General features: G+C 64.8%; 20 protein-coding genes and 1 tRNA gene. 16 read left to right on the top strand and 5 right to left on the bottom strand.

All coding sequences use genetic code 11. The annotated features are described in order from the left end of the window. Positions 1–10: 10 nt before the first annotated feature. The 5 genes from J2W23_RS07255 to J2W23_RS07235 all read left to right on the top strand — a co-directional run bounded on the left by J2W23_RS07255 (position 11) and on the right by J2W23_RS07235 (position 5,841). Positions 11–1,555, top strand: coding sequence for an acyl-CoA carboxylase subunit beta (locus J2W23_RS07255; protein ID WP_176656736.1), 1,545 nt, complete (start codon positions 11–13; stop codon positions 1,553–1,555). A gap of 133 nt (positions 1,556–1,688) precedes the next feature. Continuing rightward, positions 1,689–2,252: a hypothetical protein gene (locus J2W23_RS07250; RefSeq protein ID WP_307648213.1), complete on the top strand. Its 564-nt coding sequence runs from the start codon at positions 1,689–1,691 to the stop codon at positions 2,250–2,252. A 27-nt stretch (positions 2,253–2,279) separates the two neighbouring features. Beyond that, positions 2,280–4,328 carry an acetyl-CoA carboxylase biotin carboxylase subunit gene (accC, locus tag J2W23_RS07245; protein WP_307648212.1) on the top strand — a complete coding sequence of 683 codons (2,049 nt, stop codon included), beginning with the start codon at positions 2,280–2,282 and terminating at the stop codon, positions 4,326–4,328. Next, positions 4,328–5,359, top strand: a complete 1,032-nt coding sequence (gene bioB / locus J2W23_RS07240) for a biotin synthase BioB (RefSeq protein ID WP_307648211.1) — start codon at positions 4,328–4,330, stop codon at positions 5,357–5,359. The genes accC and bioB overlap by 1 nt, the downstream gene beginning before the upstream one ends. Further along, positions 5,356–5,841, top strand: coding sequence for a VOC family protein (locus tag J2W23_RS07235; protein WP_176656740.1), 486 nt, complete (start codon positions 5,356–5,358; stop codon positions 5,839–5,841). Before bioB ends, J2W23_RS07235 begins: the two co-directional genes overlap by 4 nt. A 29-nt stretch (positions 5,842–5,870) precedes the next feature. Here J2W23_RS07235 and J2W23_RS07230 read toward each other — a convergent pair whose 3' ends face one another. After that, on the bottom strand, positions 5,871–6,368 hold the full coding sequence (locus J2W23_RS07230) for an Lrp/AsnC family transcriptional regulator (RefSeq protein ID WP_176656741.1): 498 nt from the start codon (positions 6,366–6,368) through the stop codon (positions 5,871–5,873). A gap of 118 nt (positions 6,369–6,486) precedes the next feature. Between J2W23_RS07230 and yedA the strand changes: the two genes are divergently transcribed. After that, entirely contained in the window at positions 6,487–7,404 is a 918-nt protein-coding gene (gene yedA / locus J2W23_RS07225; protein WP_307648210.1) for a drug/metabolite exporter YedA, read from the top strand. A gap of 7 nt (positions 7,405–7,411) precedes the next feature. Here the strand turns inward: yedA and J2W23_RS07220 are convergent, their stop codons facing one another. From J2W23_RS07220 to J2W23_RS07205, 4 genes are all read right to left on the bottom strand, one after another. Continuing rightward, positions 7,412–8,050 carry a LysE family translocator gene (locus J2W23_RS07220; RefSeq protein WP_307648209.1) on the bottom strand — a complete coding sequence of 213 codons (639 nt, stop codon included), beginning with the start codon at positions 8,048–8,050 and terminating at the stop codon, positions 7,412–7,414. Continuing rightward, positions 8,047–8,682: an RnfABCDGE type electron transport complex subunit B gene (locus J2W23_RS07215; RefSeq protein WP_307648208.1), complete on the bottom strand. Its 636-nt coding sequence runs from the start codon at positions 8,680–8,682 to the stop codon at positions 8,047–8,049. The genes J2W23_RS07220 and J2W23_RS07215 overlap by 4 nt, the downstream gene beginning before the upstream one ends. 17 nt (positions 8,683–8,699) lie before the next feature. Then, entirely contained in the window at positions 8,700–10,145 is a 1,446-nt protein-coding gene (locus J2W23_RS07210) for a polyhydroxyalkanoate depolymerase (protein ID WP_307648207.1), read from the bottom strand. Positions 10,146–10,302: 157 nt separating this feature from the next. Next, a complete protein-coding gene (locus J2W23_RS07205) occupies positions 10,303–11,499 on the bottom strand; it encodes an amino acid aminotransferase (RefSeq protein ID WP_176656746.1) in 1,197 nt (398 codons plus the stop codon). Between the two features lie 105 nt (positions 11,500–11,604). Between J2W23_RS07205 and uvrB the strand changes: the two genes are divergently transcribed. The 10 genes from uvrB to J2W23_RS07155 all read left to right on the top strand — a co-directional run bounded on the left by uvrB (position 11,605) and on the right by J2W23_RS07155 (position 20,422). Next, positions 11,605–13,722, top strand: coding sequence for an excinuclease ABC subunit UvrB (uvrB, locus tag J2W23_RS07200; RefSeq protein WP_307648206.1), 2,118 nt, complete (start codon positions 11,605–11,607; stop codon positions 13,720–13,722). Positions 13,723–13,956: 234 nt separating this feature from the next. Next, entirely contained in the window at positions 13,957–14,493 is a 537-nt protein-coding gene (iscR, locus tag J2W23_RS07195; RefSeq protein ID WP_007828186.1) for a Fe-S cluster assembly transcriptional regulator IscR, read from the top strand. Between the two features lie 89 nt (positions 14,494–14,582). Then, positions 14,583–15,803, top strand: coding sequence for an IscS subfamily cysteine desulfurase (locus J2W23_RS07190; RefSeq protein WP_176656747.1), 1,221 nt, complete (start codon positions 14,583–14,585; stop codon positions 15,801–15,803). Between the two features lie 51 nt (positions 15,804–15,854). Continuing rightward, entirely contained in the window at positions 15,855–16,274 is a 420-nt protein-coding gene (iscU, locus tag J2W23_RS07185; protein ID WP_176656748.1) for a Fe-S cluster assembly scaffold IscU, read from the top strand. Between the two features lies 1 nt (position 16,275). After that, positions 16,276–16,599 carry an iron-sulfur cluster assembly protein IscA gene (iscA, locus tag J2W23_RS07180; protein WP_307648205.1) on the top strand — a complete coding sequence of 108 codons (324 nt, stop codon included), beginning with the start codon at positions 16,276–16,278 and terminating at the stop codon, positions 16,597–16,599. Positions 16,600–16,662: 63 nt separating this feature from the next. Continuing rightward, on the top strand, positions 16,663–17,181 hold the full coding sequence (gene hscB, locus J2W23_RS07175; RefSeq protein WP_176656749.1) for a Fe-S protein assembly co-chaperone HscB: 519 nt from the start codon (positions 16,663–16,665) through the stop codon (positions 17,179–17,181). Positions 17,182–17,271: 90 nt separating this feature from the next. Continuing rightward, positions 17,272–19,134, top strand: a complete 1,863-nt coding sequence (gene hscA / locus J2W23_RS07170; RefSeq protein WP_307648204.1) for a Fe-S protein assembly chaperone HscA — start codon at positions 17,272–17,274, stop codon at positions 19,132–19,134. 9 nt (positions 19,135–19,143) lie between these two features. Further along, positions 19,144–19,482, top strand: a complete 339-nt coding sequence (fdx, locus tag J2W23_RS07165) for an ISC system 2Fe-2S type ferredoxin (RefSeq protein WP_013542153.1) — start codon at positions 19,144–19,146, stop codon at positions 19,480–19,482. An 85-nt stretch (positions 19,483–19,567) separates the two neighbouring features. Next, entirely contained in the window at positions 19,568–20,290 is a 723-nt protein-coding gene (gene dnaQ / locus J2W23_RS07160; protein WP_176656751.1) for a DNA polymerase III subunit epsilon, read from the top strand. 57 nt (positions 20,291–20,347) lie between these two features. Next, positions 20,348–20,422 (top strand) — tRNA-Val (locus J2W23_RS07155). Positions 20,423–20,462: the final 40 nt, after the last annotated feature.

Below are 20,462 nucleotides of genomic sequence, written 5' to 3'. Positions count from 1 at the left end.
GAAGCACACCATGCAAGAACTGATCGAACAACTCGAAAAGCGCCGCGCCCAGGCGCGTCTGGGCGGCGGGCAAAAGCGCATCGATGCGCAGCACGCCAAGGGCAAGCTCACGGCGCGCGAGCGCATCGAACTCCTGCTCGACGACAACACCTTCGAAGAGTGGGACATGTTCGTCGAGCACCGCTCGGTCGACTTCGGCATGGCCGAGCAGAAGATCCCCGGCGACGGCGTGGTCACCGGCTACGGAATGATCAACGGGCGCCTGGTCTTCGTGTACAGCCAGGACTTCACCGTCTTCGGCGGCGCGCTCAGCGAAGCGCATGCCGAAAAAATCTGCAAGGTGATGGACCAGGCGATGAAGGTCGGCGCACCGGTCATCGGCCTGAACGATTCGGGCGGCGCGCGCATCCAGGAAGGCGTGGCCTCGCTCGGCGGCTATGCCGACGTGTTCCAGCGCAACGTGATGGCCTCGGGCGTGGTGCCGCAGATCAGCATGATCATGGGGCCGTGCGCCGGCGGCGCGGTGTATTCGCCGGCCATGACCGACTTCATCTTCATGGTGAAGGACTCCAGCTACATGTTCGTCACCGGCCCCGAGGTGGTGAAGACCGTGACGCACGAAACCGTGACGGCCGAGGAGCTGGGCGGCGCCGTCACCCACACCACCCGCAGCGGCGTGGCCGACATGGCGTTCGAGAACGACGTCGAGGCGCTGATGATGCTGCGGCGCCTCTACAACTACCTGCCGCTCAACAACCGCGAGAAGCCGCCGGTGCGCATGGGCAACAACGGCCAGGGCGATCCGGCCGACCGTCCCGACTACTCGCTGGACACGCTGGTGCCCGACAACCCGAACAAGCCCTATGACATCAAGGAGCTGATCCTCAAGGTGGTGGACGACGGCGACTTCTTCGAGCTGCAGCCCGACTACGCGAAGAACATCGTGATCGGCTTCGCGCGCATGGAAGGCCAGACGGTCGGTATCGTGGCGAACCAGCCGCTGGTGCTGGCGGGGTGCCTGGACATCAAGAGCAGCATCAAGGCGGCGCGCTTCGTGCGCTTTTGCGATGCGTTCAACATTCCGGTCGTCACCTTCGTCGACGTGCCCGGCTTCATGCCCGGCACCGGGCAGGAGTACGGCGGCATCATCAAGCACGGCGCCAAGCTGCTCTACGCGTATGCGGAATGCACGGTGCCGAAGATCACCGTCATCACGCGCAAGGCCTACGGCGGTGCGTACGACGTGATGGCGTCCAAGCACCTGCGCGGCGACGTGAACCTTGCGTGGCCACGCGCCGAGATCGCGGTGATGGGCGCCAAGGGCGCGGTGGAAATCATCTTCCGCGAAGACAAGAACGACCCCGAGAAACTCGCCGCCCGCGAAGCCGAGTACAAGGCCCGCTTTGCCAACCCCTACGTGGCCGGCGCACGCGGCTACATCGACGACGTGATCCTGCCGCACGAGACGCGCAAGCGCATCTGCCGTTCGCTGGTGATGCTGCGCGAGAAGAAGCTCGAGAACCCGTGGCGCAAGCACGGGAACATTCCGCTCTGAGCCAGTTTTTATGCGTAGCTACTACCCTCAGTTCCGCGAGGGCGCGGAGCCCGGACTGGTGCCCAAGCTCGGTGGTCTTCCCTGGGGACTGCCCGCGCGTCTATGGCCTGTTTGCAGCGAGTGCAACCGCGCCATGAGCCACCTCGCACAGTTGCCGGCCGATGGCGACGCGCTGCCGCTCGCAAGCGGCGAGGTGCTGTTCCTGTTCAAGTGCGAGTGGGACAGCATTTGCAGCTTCTGGGAACACGATGCGGGTGCGAATGCCGCATTCGTCGTGCAACGCACCGCGCTGGCCGATAGCCCGGCTTCGCCGCCTTCCGACGCCGCCGATGGACCGCCCGAATTGCTGCGCGAGATCGCGATCACGGGATGGCGTGCCGATGACGATGGCGCGCCTGCGGAATTGGAAGAGGCCTTCTACGACTATCAGGCCCATTCCGAGTTGCCCGAAGAGGTGGCCTATCCCCACGACTGGGCGAGCGCGTGGCGCACGAAGAGTGGCGGCGTGCCGTACTGGACGGCCAATGGCGCGCAGCAGATGCCAGCGGGTCGCCTGTTCCTGCAGATCGACAACTGGGTCGACCTGGCCGATGGCGGCACTGCCGAAGTGGCGAACTTCTGCTCCGACGGCACGGCGTACGTGTTCGTCGATCGCTCGCAACCGCAGCCGGTGTACTCGATGTTCATCAACCGCTAGGGCGGCTAACAAGAAAACGGATTCAGCATGTTCAAGAAAATCCTGATCGCCAACCGCGGCGAAATCGCCTGCCGCGTGATCCAGACCGCGAAAAAAATGGGCATCCTCACCGTCGCCGTCTATTCCGACGCCGACAAGGAGGCCCGCCACGTCGAGCTGGCCGACGAGGCCGTGCACATCGGCGCCGCGCCCAGCCGCGAGAGCTACCTGCAGGCCGACCGCATCATCGCGGCCTGCAAGCAGACCGGTGCCGAGGCGGTGCACCCGGGTTACGGCTTCCTCTCGGAGAACGAAGCCTTTGCGCGCAAGGTCGAGGAAGAGGGCATCGCCTTTATCGGCCCGAAACACTATTCGATCGCGGCGATGGGCGACAAGATCGCCTCGAAGAAGCTCGCGAACGAAGCCAAGGTCAACACCATTCCGGGCTGGAACGACGCCATCGAGACGGCAGAGCGTGCGGTAGAGATCGCCAAGGACATTGGCTACCCCGTGATGATCAAGGCCTCGGCCGGCGGCGGCGGCAAGGGCCTGCGCGTGGCCTTCAACGACAAGGAAGCCTTCGAGGGCTTCACTTCGTGCCGCAACGAGGCGCGCAACAGCTTCGGTGACGACCGCGTGTTCATCGAGAAGTTCGTCGAGGAGCCGCGCCACATCGAGATCCAGGTGCTGGGCGATTCGCACGGCAACGTGATCTACCTGAACGAGCGCGAATGCTCGATCCAGCGGCGGCACCAGAAGGTGATCGAAGAGGCGCCTTCCCCATTCATCAGCGACGAGACGCGCAAGGCCATGGGCGCGCAGGCGGTGCAACTGGCCAAGGCCGTGAACTACCAGAGTGCGGGCACGGTGGAGTTCGTGGTCGGCAAGGACCAGAGCTTCTATTTCCTGGAGATGAACACGCGGCTGCAGGTGGAGCACCCGGTGACGGAGTGCATCACGGGGCTGGACCTCGTCGAGCTGATGATTCGCGTTGCGGCCGGCGAGAAGCTGCCGCTTACGCAAGAAGAGGTCAAGCGCGACGGTTGGGCCATCGAGTGCCGCATCAACGCCGAAGACCCGTTCCGCAACTTCCTGCCCTCGACCGGCCGCCTCGTGAAGTTCCAGCCGCCCGCCGAGACCATGTTCGCGAGCGACACCGGGCACCTGCAAGGCGTGCGCGTGGACACCGGCGTGTACGACGGCGGAGAGATCCCGATGTACTACGACTCGATGATCGCCAAGCTCATCGTGCACGGCAAGGACCGCCAGCATGCGATCGCCCGCATGCGCGAGGCGCTCAACGGCTTCGTGATCCGAGGCATCAGCAGCAACATCCCGTTCCAGGCGGCGCTGCTCGCGCATCCCAAGTTCGTGGCGGGCGATTTCAATACCGGCTTCATCGCCGAGCACTACGGCAAGGGCTTCCATGCGGAAGACGTGCCGCACACCGATCCGTCGTTCCTCGTCGCGCTCGCGGCCTATGTGCACCGCCGCTATCGCGCGCGTGCCTCGGGCATCAGCGGCCAACTCGAAGGCCACGGCGTGAAGGTGGGCGAGCAGTTCGTGGTGGTGGAGCTGGGTCCGGAGGGCAAGCATGTGCAGCACCCGGTGTCGGTGACCGACTTCCACGGCAAGACCGGTGCGAGCGCAGTTGCGGTGGGCGGCAAGACCTACAAGATCGACAGCAGCTTCGCGCTCGGCGCGATCCGCGTGCAGGGCATGGTCAACGACAAGCCCTTCACCGCGCAGGTCGAGCGCGGCGCGGGCAAGAACCCGCTGGCGCTGCGCGTGTCGCACGACGGCACGCAGATCGAGGCGATGGTGCTGTCGCCGCTGGGTGCGCGCCTGCTCGAACTGATGCCCTACAAGGCCCCGCCGGACCTGAGCAAGTTCCTGATGTCGCCGATGCCGGGCCTGCTGGTCGAGGTGTCGGTGCAGCCGGGGCAGCAGGTGCGTGCGGGCGAGAAGCTGGCCGTCATCGAGGCGATGAAGATGGAAAACGTGCTGTTCGCCGCGCAAGACGGCGTGGTGGGCAAGATTTCGGCCGGCAAGGGCGAATCGCTCGCGGTCGATCAAATCATTCTGGAGTTCAATTGATGGGTGCCAATGACCTGCAACAGACGATCACGCTGCACCGGCCCGCGAAGCCGGTGACGCCCCAAGGCCCGTGGTCGGTCGAGGCGATCCAGGCGCTGCTCGACAAGCCGCTGATGGACCTGCTGTTCGAGGCGCAGACGGTGCACCGCCAGCACTTCCCCGAAGGCGACATCGAATTGGCAACGCTGCTGTCGGTCAAGACCGGTGGCTGTCCTGAGAACTGCGGCTACTGCCCGCAGTCGGCCGAGTTCGACACCGGCGTGAAGGCGCAGAAGCTCATGGAGGTCGACGAGGTGGTGCGCGCCGCGCAGGCCGCCAAGGACGCGGGCGCCACGCGCTTCTGCATGGGCGCCGCATGGCGCGCGCCGAAGGACCGCGACGTCGAGAAGGTCGCCGTGCTGGTCGAGGCGGTGAAGGGTCTGGGCATGCAGACCTGCGCCACGCTCGGCATGCTGGAGCCGCACCATGCGCACCAGCTCAAGGCCGCCGGCCTCGACTACTACAACCACAACCTGGACACCGCGCCCGAGTACTACACCGACATCGTCGACACGCGCACCTACCAGGACCGGCTCGACACGCTGGCCAACGTGCGCAGCGCCGGCATCAGCGTGTGCTGCGGCGGCATCGTCGGCATGGGCGAGCAGCCGGTGCACCGCGCCGGGCTGATCGCGCAGCTGGCCAACCTGAACCCGTACCCGGAGTCGGTGCCGATCAACAGCCTCGTGCGCGTGCCGGGCACGCCGCTGGCGGATTCGGAACCGGTCGATCCCTTCGACTTCGTGCGCATGATCGCGGTCGCACGCATCACGATGCCGACCGCACGCGTGCGGCTGTCGGCCGGTCGCCAGCAGATGGGCGATGCGGTGCAGGCGCTGTGCTTCATGGCGGGTGCCAATTCGATCTTCTACGGTGACAAGCTGCTGGTCACCGGCAATCCCGACGTGGACGCGGACGTGCAGCTGCTGCGCAAGCTGGGGCTGCAGTCGCGCCGTACGACGACCACTGAACCCGTGGAGGTCTGCGCATGACGACCACGGCGCGTCCCTTCAAGGTGCTGGGCATCCAGCAGATCGCCATCGGCGGCCCGGACAAGCTGCGCCTGCAGAAGCTGTGGGTCGACATGCTGGGGCTTGAAGTCACCGGCACCTTCAAGAGCGAGCGCGAGAACGTCGACGAGGACATCTGCGCGATGGGCAGCGGGCCGTTCAAGGTCGAGGTCGACCTGATGCAGCCGCTGGACCCCGAGAAGAAACCCGCGGTGCACGCGACGCCGCTCAACCACGTGGGGCTGTGGATCGACGACCTGCCCAAGGCCGTCGAATGGCTTACCGCGCAGGGCGTGCGCTTTGCGCCTGGCGGCATCCGCAAGGGCGCGGCGGGGTTCGACATCTGCTTCCTGCACCCGAAGGCGAACGAGGAATTTCCGATCGCGGGCGAGGGCGTGCTGATCGAGATGGTGCAGGCGCCACCCGAGGTCGTGACCGCCTTCAACGCACTCGCGAATCGCTGATCCTGGTTCTCCACTGACCGTTCGGGCTATCAGGCGTTCAGCACCTTCTTGATGGGCGGCCTCACGTCCGAGCGAAGTGGCGGCAGCATCGGCTGGTGCTCGCGTGCCGGGTTCAGGATGATCGATGTCGCCGTCTCGGTAAGGATGCAGAACTTGGTGACCACCGCGTCGAGGTGGCTCACGTCGATCACCGCGATCTCGAGGATCCAGCTGTCCTCGCCGGTCACGTTGTAGGCGTTCACGCACTCGGGCGTGTCCTGCACCAGCTTCACGACGAGGTCGTAGTCGGCGCGGCCGACGCGGATGATGGCGCGGATGCCGTAGCCCAGCTTGCCGAGGTTGACGGTGGCGCGGTAGCCGCTGATGACGCCCGCGGCCTCCAGCTTCTTCACGCGCTCGGTCACGGCCGGCTGGCTCAGGTGCACGCGGCGGCCGAGTTCGGCCATGGTGAGGCGCGCATCGCCCTGCAATTCGGCGAGGATGCGGGTGTCGTGGGCGTCCAGCGCGGGGTTCAAGGTGAAGTCCATGGAACTCCTTTAAATCGACGGTGATGGGGCGGCAGAACCGTGAAATATCCATGGTTCCCGGAAGGCGGCTTTCATACCATGGGCGGCGCTTCGATACCAATAAAACAATCACCTCGATATGCCGACACTCGTTTCTCCCGCCCAAGCCGCGACCGGTCCCGTACGGCCCGCGCTGCCGCCTTTGCTGTGGCTTTGCCTTGCCGCCACCTGGGTGGTCTGGGGCTCGACCTACCTGGCGATCAAGTACGCGCTGATCAGCTTTCCACCGTTCCTGCAGATGGGGTCGCGTTTTCTGTTCGCGGGGCTGGTGCTCGCGGCCTGGATGCGCTGGCGTGGCGCTGCATGGCCTTCGATGGTGCAGTGGCGCAATGCGCTGGTCGTGGGTGCATTGATGCTCGGGGGCGGCATGGGCGGCACGGCGCATGCGGAGGTGACCATCGGCTCGGGGCTCGTGGTGGCCTTCATCGCGGTGGTGCCGCTGCTGATCGCGTTGCTCAACTTGATCTGGGGCATCAAGCCGACGCGCATGGAGGCGGCGGGCATCGCGCTTGGCCTCATCGGCGTGCTGATGCTCACGCAAGGCAGCGGCTTCCAGTCGTCGCCTGCGGGGCTGGCGGCGATTTCGATTGCCTGCATCTGCTGGTCGATGGGCAGCGTGTTGAGCCAGCGCAGCCTGCCGCTCGCGCCCGGTGCGATGGGTTTTGCCAGCGAAATGATCTGCGGCGGTGTGGTGCTGCTGGTGCTCGCGGCCGTCTCGCGCGAAAGCCTGGTGTGGCCGCCGGCGCCCGAAGCCGTCTGGGCCTGGCTGTACCTGGTGGTGTTCGGCTCGCTGATCGCGTTCAACGCCTACATGGTGCTGCTCGCGAAGGCGCCGGCCGCACTGGCCGCGAGCTACACCTTCGTGAACCCCGTGATCGCAATGCTGTTGGGCGTGTGGATCGCCAACGAGACGGTCACGCGCTTCGAGTGGTACGCGGTGGTGGTCGTGCTGGCGGGGGTGCTGTTGTTGCTCTTCAAACGGCCGAAGAAGAGCTGAACGTCTTTCAGGTGCCCGGACGGCGCCAGAAGGCCAGCGTGGCCGCCAGCAGCCACATGCCGGCCGCGCAACTGCGGTTCAGCACCTTGAGGCCGCGACGCGAGAGCCAGCGCACGGCCTGCGTACCGGCTGCTGCATAGGCCAGCATCACGCAGGTGTCGAGCACCACGAAGATCGCGCCGAGCACAAGATATTGCACGCCCTGCGGTTGGGTGATGTCGATGAACTGCGGCAGGAAAGCCGCGAAGAACAACACCGTCTTCGGGTTCGACAACGCCACGAGCAGGCTGCGCATCAGCGCGACGCGGCCATGCGGACGAACCTCGACAGCAGACTTGGCCAGCGCCGTGCCGAGGTCGGTCGCCTCGCTGCGCCAGAGCTTGATGCCGAGCCAGACGAGGTAGGCGACGCCCGCCACGCGGATCGCGTTGAAGAGCACTTCGGATGCCGCGAGCAGGGAACCCAGCCCGAGCGCGACGACCGTGATCAGCGCGATGCTGCCGAGCGACGCACCCGCGATGCCCCAGCTCGCGCGCCGCATGCCGCCATCGATGCCGTTGGACAGCGCCAGCAGCATCGTGGGGCCGGGAATCACGGCGAGGGCGAGCGAGGCGACGACGTAGATCAGCAGGGTGTCGAGTGTCATGGCTTTGGGATGGTTTTTGCGCGTTGTTCGGCGGCGGCGCGGGCGCGCGCCAGGGCGGCTTCGACGATGGAGCGTTTGCGCGTGTCGGCGGCTTGCGGCTCGGCGATGGCAGGGGGTGGCTCAGTCTCGCGCTTCGCAGCGGCGCGGTGCTGACCATGGAGCTTGTAGCGCTGCAGTGCGGCTTCGGCCTGTGCCTGCGACCAGGCCTGCCAGCCGCTGCGGCCCGGCGTCTCGACCTCGAGCGAAATGCAATCGACGGGGCAGACCGGAATGCAGAGTTCGCAGCCTGTGCAGTGCGCCTCGACGACCGTGTGCATGCGTTTGTTGATCCCGACGATGGCATCGGTCGGGCAGGCATCGAGGCAGAGCGTGCAGCCGATGCACCAGGCCTCATCGATGACGGCCATGGCGCGCGGGCCTTCGGTGCCGAACTGCGGATCGAGCGGCAGCGCGGGGCGGCCGGTGAGCCGCGAGAGGCGGTCGATGCCCTCTGCGCCACCGGGCGGGCATTGATTGATGTCCGCTTCGCCATCGGCCACGGCTTGCGCATAGCCAGCGCAATCGGGGTAGCCGCACCGTGTGCACTGCGTTTGCGGCAGTGCGTCGTGGATGCGTGCGGCCAGTCCGTTCACTTCAGGTTGCGCGCGCCTCAGCGTGCGGTGCTGGCGCGGGGCTTCTTGGCAGCGGCCACGGGCTTCTTGGCGGGGGCGGCCACGACGGCCTTGGCCTTCTTCGCGGCCGGGGACTTCTTGGCCGCTGCGGTCGCGACCTTCTGGCCCGGCTTGATGCGATCTTCGGCGGCCAGGCTTTCGCGCGCGCCGGCACGGCTCTGCGGCTGGTCGTTCGCGGCGATGAACTTCAACAGCTTCGGGTAGACCAGTTCGCGCCAGCGGCGGCCGCTGAAGATGCCGTAGTGGCCCGCACCCTTGACTTCGTAGTGTTCGCGCTTCGAATCGGCGACGCCGGTGCACAGGCTGTGCGCGGCTTCGGTCTGGCCGGAGCCGGAGATGTCGTCGAGCTCACCCTCGACCGTCAGCAGCGCGGCCGTGCGGATGTCCTGCGGACGCACCCGCTCGATCAGGCCTTCGGGGTTCTTCACGTCCCAGGTGCCGTTCACAAGTTCGAACTGCTGGAACACGGTGCGGATGGTGTCGAGGTAGTAATCGGCGTCCATGTCGAGCACGGCGTTGTACTCGTCGTAGAACTTGCGGTGCGCCTCGGCGCTGGCGTCGTCGCCCTTGATCAGGTCCTTGAAATAGTCGTAGTGACTCGAGGCGTGGCGGTCGGGGTTCATCGCCACGAAGCCGGTGTGCTGCAGGAAGCCCGGGTACACGCGGCGGCCTTCACCCGGAAAGCCCTGCGGCACGCGGTAGATCACGTTGTTCTCGAACCATTCGTAGCTCTTGTTCATCGCGAGGTTGTTGACCGCGGTGGGCGACTTGCGGGCGTCGATCGGGCCGCCCATCATCGTCAGCGTGAGCGGCAGCGGCTCCTTGCGGCTCGCCATGAGCGACACGGCCGCCAGCACCGGCACGGTGGGCTGGCACACGCTCACCACGTGGCAGTTGCCGTACTCGGCCTGCAGGCGGCGGATGAACTCCTGCACGTAGTTGATGTAGTCGTCCAGGTGGAATTCGCCTTCCGACATCGGCACGAGGCGCGCGTTCTTCCAGTCGGTGATGTAGACCTTGTGGTCCTGCAGCATGGTGCGCACGGTGTCGCGCAGGAGCGTGGCGTAGTGGCCCGACAGCGGCGCCACGATCAGCACCACGGGCTGGCTCTTGAGCGTCTTGAGGATGTGCGGCTCGTCGGTGAAGCGCTTGAAGCGGCGCAGCTCGCAGAAGGGCTTGTCGAGCTCGACGGCCTCCTGGATGACGACCTCTTCGCCATCGACCTTCACCGACTTGATGTTGAACTCGGGCTTCTCGTAGTCCTTGCCGAGGCGATAGAGCAGGTCGTATCCCGCGGCCATGCGCTGGGCCATGGGCAACTGACCCCACACGGCGCCTTGGCCGTACAGCTTGGAGGCCGCTTGCGCGAAGTCCGAGAACGGCTCCATCAGGGAACGCTGGGCTTCGTAGAGTTGATAGAGCATCGCTGGTCTTGGAGTGGAATGTTGCGGTGCAATATATCAGTGCATCTGTGGGCACGCAGGGGGCCTAACCCCTAGTCCGGCCCTGTCGCAGGGGCCCTTCTAGCGAAAGGTGTGAAGGAATCGTCGGAACACGGATTCCTCCACACTTTGCTGTCACCTAGATGACTTTGGCGATCGACGCGCAGACGTAGTCGATGTTCTTGCTGTTGAGCGCGGCCACGCACATGCGGCCGGTGTCGGTGCCGTACACGCCGAACTCATTGCGCAGGCGCACCATCTGGTCCTTGGTGAGGCCCGAGTAGCTGAACATGCCGATCTGCGTGGTGATGAAGCTCATGTCTTCCTTCACGCCCGCGGCCTTCAGGCCGTCGACCAGCTTCTGGCGCATGGCCTTGATGCGCACGCGCATCTCGCCGAGTTCCTTTTCCCACAGGGCGCGCAGTTCGGCGTTGCCGAGCACCGCGGCCACCACGGCGCCGCCGTGAATGGGCGGGTTGCTGTAGTTGGTGCGGATGGCGATCTTCAGTTGCGACAGCACGCGGCCGGCTTCTTCCTTGTTCTCGCACAGCACCGAGAGGGCGCCCACGCGTTCGCCGTACAGGCTGAAGCTCTTGGAGAACGAGGTCGAGACGAAGAAGGTGAGGCCGGCAGCGACGAACTTGGCGACGGCCGCGCCATCTTCCTTCAGGCCGTAGCCGAAGCCCTGGTAGGCCATGTCGAGGAACGGCACGAGGCCCTTGGCCTTGACTGCTGCGACGACCTGGTCCCACTGCTCGGACGTGATGTCGTAGCCGGTCGGGTTGTGGCAGCAGGCGTGCAGCACGACGACGGTGCCCGCGGGCGCCGCGTTGAGCGCAGCCAGCATGCCGTCGAAGTTGATGCCGCGCTTGGCGGCGTCGTAGTAGGGGTAGCTTTCGACCTCGAAGCCCGCGTTGGTGAACAGGGCGCGATGGTTTTCCCAGCTCGGGTCGCTGATCAGCACCTTGGCCTTGGGGTTGAGCTTCTTCAGGAAGTCGGCGCCGACCTTCAGGCCGCCCGTACCGCCGATGGCCTGGATGGTGGCCACGCGGCCCGAGGTGACCGGTTCGCTGTCGGCGCCGAAAACCAGCGTCTTCACGGCGTTGTCGTACGCCACGATGCCGTCGATGGGGAGATAACCGCGCGCCGTGGGCGCTTTCATCATGTTCTGCTCGGCTGCCTGCACGCACTGGAGCAGGGGCAGCTTGCCGTTGTCGTCGTAATAGACGCCGACGCCGAGATTGACCTTGTTGGGGTTGGTATCGGCTGCAAATTGCTCGTTGAGGCCGAGGATCGGGTCGCGCGGTGCCATTTCGACCGCGGTGAACATAGACATGGAAAGGTCCTTTGGGATGAAAGCTTCGCTGGCAACCGGACTTGCGCTACGCTTTCCGGTTGCCTTGAATTTTACCGGCGCCATCGCCACCTGTCGGGAACAGCCATGCCAGAGAACACCGAAGCCATAGCAGACCTGAAGAAACTGGACCCGATCGGTCCGGCCAAGCAGGGCGAATTCATCAAGTACCCCGACTCCCCGTTCGAGCTTTTCCAGCCGTATCCGCCGGCCGGCGACCAGCCCAAGGCAATCCAGGGGCTGGTCGATGGCGTGATCGACGGCGAGGTGTTCCAGACGCTGCTGGGCGTCACGGGCTCGGGCAAGACCTTCACCATGGCCAACGTGATCGCCCGATTGGGCCGGCCGGCCATCGTGTTTGCGCCCAACAAGACGCTGGCGGCGCAGCTCTACAGCGAGTTTCGCGAGTTCTTTCCGAAGAACGCGGTCGAGTACTTCGTGAGCTACTACGACTACTACCAGCCCGAGGCCTATGTGCCGCAACGTGACCTTTTCATCGAGAAGGACTCCTCGATCAACGAGCACATCGAGCAGATGCGCCTGTCGGCCACCAAGAGCGTGCTGGAGCGGCGCGATACGGTCATCGTGGCCACGGTGAGTGCGATCTACGGCATCGGCACGCCCGAGGACTACACGCAGATGCGTTTCATCATGCGGGTGGGCGACAAGATCGGGCAGCGCGACGTGATCAGCCGGCTGATTCGCATGCAGTACACGCGCAACGAGCAGGATTTTGCGCGCGGTACGTTCCGTGTGCGTGGAGACACCATCGACGTGTTTCCGGCAGAGCACAGCGAGTTGGCGATCCGCATCGAGCTGTTCGACGACGAGATCGAATCGCTGCAGCTCTTCGATCCGCTCACGGGGCGCATCCGCCAGAAGATTCCTCGCTTTACGGTGTACCCGTCGAGCCATTACGTGACACCGCGCGACAAGGTGCTGGGTGCGGTCGAGACCATCAAGATCGAGCTGGCCGAGCGGCTCAAGGACTTTGTGTCGCAAGGCAAGCTCGTGGAGGCGCAGCGCCTGGAGCAGCGCACCCGCTTCGACCTGGAGATGCTGGCCGAGATCGGCCACTGCAAGGGCATCGAGAACTACTCGCGCCACCTTTCCGGCGCGGCGCCCGGCGACCCGCCGGCCACGCTGACGGATTACCTGCCGAAGGACGCGCTGATGTTCCTCGACGAGAGCCACCAGATGATCGGCCAGCTCAACGCCATGTACAGCGGCGACCGGGCGCGCAAGACCACGCTGGTCGAGTACGGCTTCCGGCTGCCTTCGGCGATGGACAACCGGCCGCTCAAGTTCGAGGAGTTCGAAACGCGGGTGCGACAGGCGATCTTCGTCTCGGCCACGCCGGCACAGTACGAAAAAGACCATTCGGGCAATGTCGTCGAGCAGCTGGTGCGGCCTACGGGCCTGATCGATCCCGAAGTCGAGGTGCGCCCTGCAACGCATCAGGTGGACGATGTCCTGGGCGAGATCCGCATCCGTGTCGAGAAGAACGAACGCGTGCTGATCACCACGCTGACCAAGCGCATGGCCGAGCAACTGACCGACTACCTGGGCGACAACGGCGTCAAGGTGCGCTACCTGCACAGCGATGTGGACACGGTCGAGCGAGTGGAGATCCTGCGCGATCTGCGGCTGGGTACCTTCGATGTGCTGGTGGGCATCAACCTGCTGCGCGAGGGACTGGACATTCCCGAGGTGTCGCTTGTGGCGATCCTCGATGCGGACAAGGAAGGCTTTTTGCGCGCCGAGCGCTCGTTGATCCAAACCATCGGGCGTGCGGCGCGGAACCTCAATGGCAAGGCGATTCTGTACGCGGACCGGATGACCGACTCGATGAAGAAGGCGATCGATGAAACCGAACGCCGCCGCGCCCGGCAGATCGCCCACAACGAGGCGAACGGCATCACACCGCGCAGCATCGTCAAGCAGGTGCGCGATCTGATCGACGGCGTCTACAGCGAGAAGACAGGCAAGGAAATGGCCAAGCTCGATCTGGAGCGTGCCAAGGTCGAGGACATGAGCGAGAAGGACATCGCGCGGGAAATCAAGCGGCTGGAGAAGCTCATGCTGGAGCACGCCCGCAACCTCGAATTCGAGAAGGCGGCGCGGGTGCGGGACCAGTTGGCGCTGCTGCGCGAGCAGGCGTTCGGGGCGTCGGGCGGCGACAACATCGTGATCTTGCCGTCATAGGTCGGAAGTCCGCGTTCTTCAAGTGGTTGGCGCTGGGGTTTACCCCAGCAGAGTTGAGGGCCTTCTGCTATACTTGACCGAAACACTCAACAACAAAAACTAGAACTTCGCGATGAAGGACCGACTCCTACCGACTGGTTCACCAGCATCAAGGGTCGGGCAGGGCGGAGACGAAGTCACCGCGGTCCAGAACCACGGTGTCATTTCAACGGTAAGCACTTGAAGGAGCTTGCGATGCGTCTCACTACCAAAGGCCGTTTTGCGGTCACCGCCATGATCGATCTGGCCCTGCGCCAGAACACCGGTCCGGTCACCTTGGCTGCAATCAGCCAGCGGCAGCAGATTTCGTTGTCGTATCTCGAGCAGTTGTTCGGCAAGCTGCGCCGTCACGAATTGGTCGAGTCGACCCGTGGCCCCGGCGGCGGTTACAGCCTTGGCCGTAAGGCTGCGGATATCACTGTGGCCGACATCATTGTTTCCGTCGATGAGCCCATCGATGCCACACAGTGCGGCGGCAAGGAAAACTGCCTTGGCGAAGCCGGCCGTTGCATGACGCACGAGCTCTGGGCCTCGCTGAACCAGCGTATGGTCGAGTTTCTCGATTCCGTCACCCTGCAGAAGCTGGTCGACGACCAGATCGCCAAGGGCGTGCAGATCGAGAACAAGCCTGTCGTCAAGCGCGCAATCTCGGCCCAGCCGGTGGTCAAGCCGATTCGCGTCAATGCGCCGAATTCGGTGTTCGCCCTCGGCAACGCCTTCGCCAAGTCCTGATGCCCTGAGTCGCGGCAAGCGCCTTCGGGCACTGCCGCGAGAGAAGAAGCCCAGATCCAAGAACAACCCCACGCCAGCCCGAGCCAGCCATGGACGTCACTCCTCATTTCCCGATCTATCTCGATTACGGCGCGACCACGCCGGTCGACCCGCGTGTGGTCGACGCCATGATTCCCTGGTTGCGCGAGCACTTCGGCAACCCGGCGTCGCGCAGTCACGCATGGGGTTGGGAGGCTGAAGAGGCTGTCGAGAAGGCGCGCGGCCAAGTGGCGGACCTGATCAATGCGGACCCCCGCGAGATCGTCTGGACGTCGGGCGCCACCGAGTCGATCAATCTCGCGCTCAAGGGCGCGGCCCAGTTCTACAAGGGCAAGGGCAAGCACCTGATCACGCTGAAGACCGAGCACAAGGCTGTGCTCGACACCATGCGCGAGCTCGAGCGCCAGGGCTTCGAAGTCACTTACCTCGACGTCGAGGAAAACGGCCTGGTCGACCTCGACAAGTTCAAGGCGGCGATCCGTCCCGACACCATCCTGGCCAGCGTGCTCTTCGTGAACAACGAAATCGGCGTGATCCAGGACGTGGTCGCGCTGGGTAATGTCTGCCGCGAAAAAGGCGTGATCTTCCATGTCGATTCGGCCCAAGCCACCGGCAAGGTCGAGATCGATATCACGAAGTTGCCTATCGATCTGATGAGTCTCGCCTCGCACAAGACCTATGGTCCCAAGGGCATCGGCGCCCTGTACGTGCGTCGCAAGCCGCGCATTCGCCTCGAAGCGCAGATGCACGGTGGTGGCCATGAGCGCGGCATGCGCTCGGGCACGTTGCCCACGCACCAGATCGTCGGCATGGGCGAGGCCTATCGCATCGCCAAGCTCGAGATGAAGGACGACATCGCACATGCGACCCGCCTTCAGAAGCGCCTGCTAGATGGCCTGAAGGATGTCGAACAGGTCTTCATCAACGGCGACCTCGAACGTCGCGTGCCGCACAACCTGAACATGAGCTTCAACTACGTCGAAGGCGAGTCGTTGATCATGGGCATCAAGGGCTTGGCGGTGTCTTCGGGTTCGGCCTGCACCTCGGCCAGTCTGGAGCCCAGCTATGTGCTGCGCGCCCTGGGCCGCAGCGACGAGTTGGCCCACAGCAGCCTTCGCATGACCATCGGCCGTTTCACGACCGAAGAAGAGATCGACTACGCCATCTCGACCATCAAGCACAACGTCGCGAAGCTGCGCGAGTTGAGCCCCCTTTGGGAGATGTTCCAGGACGGCGTCGACATCAGCACGATCCAGTGGTCGGCCCACTGACAACGGCCCGCCCCGAGGCTCCACGATTGAACAAAGTTTGAGAGGTACACCATGGCATATTCTTCCAAGGTCATCGACCACTACGAAAACCCCCGCAACGTCGGCTCCTTCGAAAAGGGCGACGATTCGGTAGGCACCGGCATGGTCGGCGCGCCGGCCTGCGGCGACGTGATGAAGTTGCAGATCAAGGTCAACCCCGAAACCGGCGTGATCGAAGACGCACGCTTCAAGACCTACGGCTGCGGCTCGGCCATTGCCTCGTCGTCGCTCGTGACCGAATGGGTCAAGGGCAAGACGCTCGATGAAGCGGCTGCACTCAAGAACGCGCAGATTGCCGAAGAACTGGCGTTGCCGCCGGTCAAGATCCACTGCTCCATCCTCGCGGAAGACGCCATCAAGGCAGCCGTGAGCGACTACAAGGCCAAGCACGGCGCCAAGACCACCGAGTCTGCCGCCGAAGCTGTTCACTGAAATGGCCGTCACGCTGACCGAAGCCGCTGCGCGCCACGTCACCCGCTACCTCGGCAAACGGGGGAAGGGCGTGGGCGTGCGGCTGGGCGTGAAGACCACTGGCTGCTCGGGTCTTGCCTACAAGCTCGAGTACGTGGACGAACTGGCGCCTGAGGACCTGGTGTTCGAAGACCGTGGCGTGAAGGTGCTGGTCGACCCCAAGAGCCTGGCCTACATCGATGGCACGCAGCTCGACTTCGTGCGCGAAGGCCTGAACGAAGGCTTCAAGTTCATCAACCCCAACGAGCGCGATCGCTGCGGTTGCGGAGAGAGCTTCCGCATCTGATGCGTCGTCGCTGACCGCGACCACAGCCGCCACCATGTCATGTGCTGGCGGTTTTTTCTTGCCATGAACCTGAACGACACCGACTTTGAACTGTTCGCCGTCCCGGCGACTTTCGCGCAGGACCGCGCCGCACTCGACGCGCGCTGGAAGGAACTGCAGCGCGAGGCGCACCCGGACCGCTTTGCCGCGCAGGGCGCCGCGGCGCAGCGCGTGGCCATGCAGTGGTCGGTGCGCATCAACGAGGCCTACCAACGGCTGAAGGACCCGATCCGCCGCGCCAGCTACATCTGCGAGTTGCACGACGCGCCTCTGAACGCTGAGAACAACACGGCAATGCCGCCCGAGTTCCTGATGCAGCAGATGGAGTGGCGCGAGGCGCTCGACGACGCCCGCGACATCGCGGCGGTCGAGAAGCTGCAGGCCGAGGTCGAGGTTGCGCGCACCCGTGCGCTTTCGTCCCTGGACTGGCTGATCGACGAGAAGGGCGACTACCCCGCCGCAGCGCAGCAGGTGAGAGCCCTCATGTTCATTGAGCGCTTCGGCGAGGACGTCGAAGCCAAATTCGATCAGTTGGGACAATAACGAAATGCACCCCCACGCTCCTCACTTCGTGTATTCGCTGCCCCCCGAGGGGGCGCAGGCCTCCCTTGGGGCGGCCCGGCGGGAGGCCTGATGGCTCTTCTTCAAATTTCCGAACCCGGCCAGGCGCCCGATCCGCATCAGCGCCGCATCGCCGTGGGCATTGACCTCGGCACCACGCATTCGCTGGTGGCCGCGGTGCGCAATGGCGTGGCCGAGTGCCTGCCTGACGACCAGGGCCGCGTGCTGTTGCCTTCGGCCGTGCGTTACCTCGAAGGCGACCGCCGCCAGATCGGTTTCGATGCGCTCGCCGCACGCGCAGAGGACCCCGCCAACACCATCACCTCGGTCAAGCGCCTCATGGGCCGTGGCCTTGCCGACATCGCGAACCGCGAATCCATGTCGTACCGCATTGGCGGCGACGAGGGCGGCATGGTGAAGGTGCAGACCTCGGTGGGCGAAAAGTCGCCGGTCGAGATCAGCGCGGAGATTTTGGCCACGCTGCGTTTCCGCGCCGAAGACACCTTCGATGATGAGCTCTACGGCGCCGTCATCACCGTGCCGGCCTACTTCGACGAAGGCCAGCGCCAGGCCACCAAGGACGCCGCGCAGCTTGCCGGCATCAACGTGCTGCGCCTGATCAGCGAGCCCACGGCCGCTGCGATCGCCTATGGACTCGACAACGCGAGCGAAGGCGTCTACGCGGTCTACGACCTCGGCGGTGGCACCTTCGACATCTCGATCCTGCGATTGACCCAAGGCGTGTTCGAGGTCATCGCGACCGGCGGCGATTCGGCGCTCGGTGGCGACGACTACGACCACGCGCTTGCCGATTTCGTGCTCGAGCAAACCGGCTTGAAAGTCGGCAACGACGCCGACAAGGCCGCGGTGCTCATGGCCGCACGCGCTGCGAAAGAGGCGCTGACCGATGCGGACGCGGTGGCGTTCCACGCCGATGTGGCAGGCGCCACCGCGCGATTCGACCTGACGCGCGCGCATTTCGACGCAGCAACCAAACCGCTTACGGACAAGACCATTGCCGCCGTCCGCAAGGCGCTGCGCGATGCCAGGCTCAAGGCGGATGACCTGCAGGGCATCGTGCTGGTTGGCGGCTCCACCCGCATGCCGCAGATCCGCGAGGCCGTGGCCGCGTTCTTCGGCCGCGAGCCGCTGGTCAACCTGAATCCGGACGAAGTCGTCGCGCTCGGCGCGGCGATCCAGGCCAACCAGCTGGCCGGCAACAACGGCGCAGGCGAGTTGCTGCTGCTCGATGTGATCCCTCTCTCGCTCGGCATCGAGACGATGGGTGGGCTGGTCGAGCGCATCGTGCCGCGCAACCAGACCATCCCGACCGCGATGGCCCAGGACTTCACGACCTACCAGGATGGCCAGACGGCCCTTGCGCTGCACGTTGTGCAGGGCGAGCGCGACCTGGTGTCCGACTGCCGCAGCCTCGCACGCTTCACGCTGCGCGGCATCCCCCCGATGGCGGCCGGCGCGGCGCGCATCCGCGTGACTTTCACTGTCGATGCCGATGGCCTGCTGAGCGTCAGTGCCAAGGAGCAGGGCAGCGGTGTCGAAGCCAGCGTGGCAGTCAAGCCGTCGTACGGTCTTTCGGACGACCAGATCGCGACCATGCTGCAGGAGAGCTTCTCCACTGCGCAGCAGGACATGCAGGCTCGCGCACTTGTCGAGGCGCGCGTCGACGCCGACCGCATGCTGCTCGCCACGCAGAGCGCGCTGGATGCCGACGGCGACCTGCTGAACGAAGACGAGCGCGCCGTCATCGACGCGGCGATGTCGGCGCTGCGCGAAGCCGCCAAGGGCAGCACCGACGCTGCCGCCATTGAGGCCGCCACCAAGAAGCTGGCCGACGATACCGAAGCCTTCGCTGCCCAACGAATGAACGCGGGCATTGCGCGCGCACTCGCCGGCCGCAAGGTCGAATCCCTCTAGAACAACAACATGCCCACGATCAAGATCTACCCGCATCCCGAGTACTGCCCGCAAGGCGCCGAGATCACCGCGCCCGCCGGCACCTCGATCTGCGAGGCGCTGCTGGACAACCACATCAACATCGAGCACGCCTGCGAGATGAGCTGCGCCTGCACCACTTGCCACGTGATCGTGCGCGAGGGCTTCAACTCGCTCAACGAAGCGGAAGAGGGCGAAGAAGACTTGCTCGACCGCGCCTGGGGCCTGGAGCCGCAATCGCGCCTGAGTTGCCAGTCGATCCTGGCGCAGGAGAATGTGACGATCGAGATTCCGAAGTACTCGATCAACCACGCCAAGGAAAATCACTGATGAGCGCAGCGCCGGGCCGCCCCAAGCAAGCTCGCACCCCCCTGGGGGGCGGCGAGGACACGAAGTGCCGGGACTGGGGGCACGCATGAGTCGCCAGATCGTCCTCGATACCGAAACCACCGGGCTTTCCGCCGAGAACGGCGATCGCATCATCGAGCTCGGCTGCGTGGAGCTGTTCGCCCGCAAGCTCACTGGCAACGACCTGCACATCTACTTCAACCCCGAGCGCGAGAGCCACGAAGACGCACTCAAGGTGCATGGCCTCACGACCGATTTCCTGCGGGACAAGCCGAAGTTCGCCACGCTCGCGAACGACATCGTCGAGTACCTGCGCGGCGCCGAGATCATCATCCATAACGCGGCTTTCGACGTCGGGTTCCTCAACAAGGAATTCGAGCGCGCGGGGCTGCCGCCGCTGCGAACCTTCGTCGGCGAAGTGACCGACACGCTGGCCATGGCGAAGCTGGTGTACCCCGGCAAGCGCAACTCGCTTGATGCGCTGTGCGACCGCTTCGGCGTCGATCGCTCGAACCGTACCTTTCACGGCGCCAAGCTCGACGCGCAGCTGCTGGCCGATGTCTACATCAACCTCACGCGCGGACAAGATGCACTGCTGATCGACGTGGCATCGAACGAGCCGGCGCAGGGCACTGCGGTGGTGGCGGTCGACCTGAGCCAGTTCGAGCTGCCAGTGATCGCGGCAGGCGAGCAGGAACTGGCCGCGCACGAGGCGGTGTTGTCGCAGCTCGACAAATCCAGCGGCGGTCGCACCCTGTTTCGCCAAAACAGCGGAAATGCTGTGGCATAATCGAAGGCTTCGCAGACAACGCGATTGATTCCACGGCACAGCAACTCGCTGTGTCACGGGCGGTTAGCTCAGGGGTAGAGCACAGCATTCACACTGCTGGGGTCGGAGGTTCGAAGCCTCCACCGCCCACCAAAATTTCACGACACGGCACCTTCGGGTGCCGTTTTCGTTG

Origin of the sequence: Variovorax boronicumulans (assembly GCF_030812215.1) — a bacterium.
Lineage (GTDB): Bacteria > Pseudomonadota > Gammaproteobacteria > Burkholderiales > Burkholderiaceae_C > Variovorax > Variovorax boronicumulans_C.
Note: the sequence above shows the minus strand (reverse complement) of the source record. Positions and strands in the feature narration are given on the sequence as shown.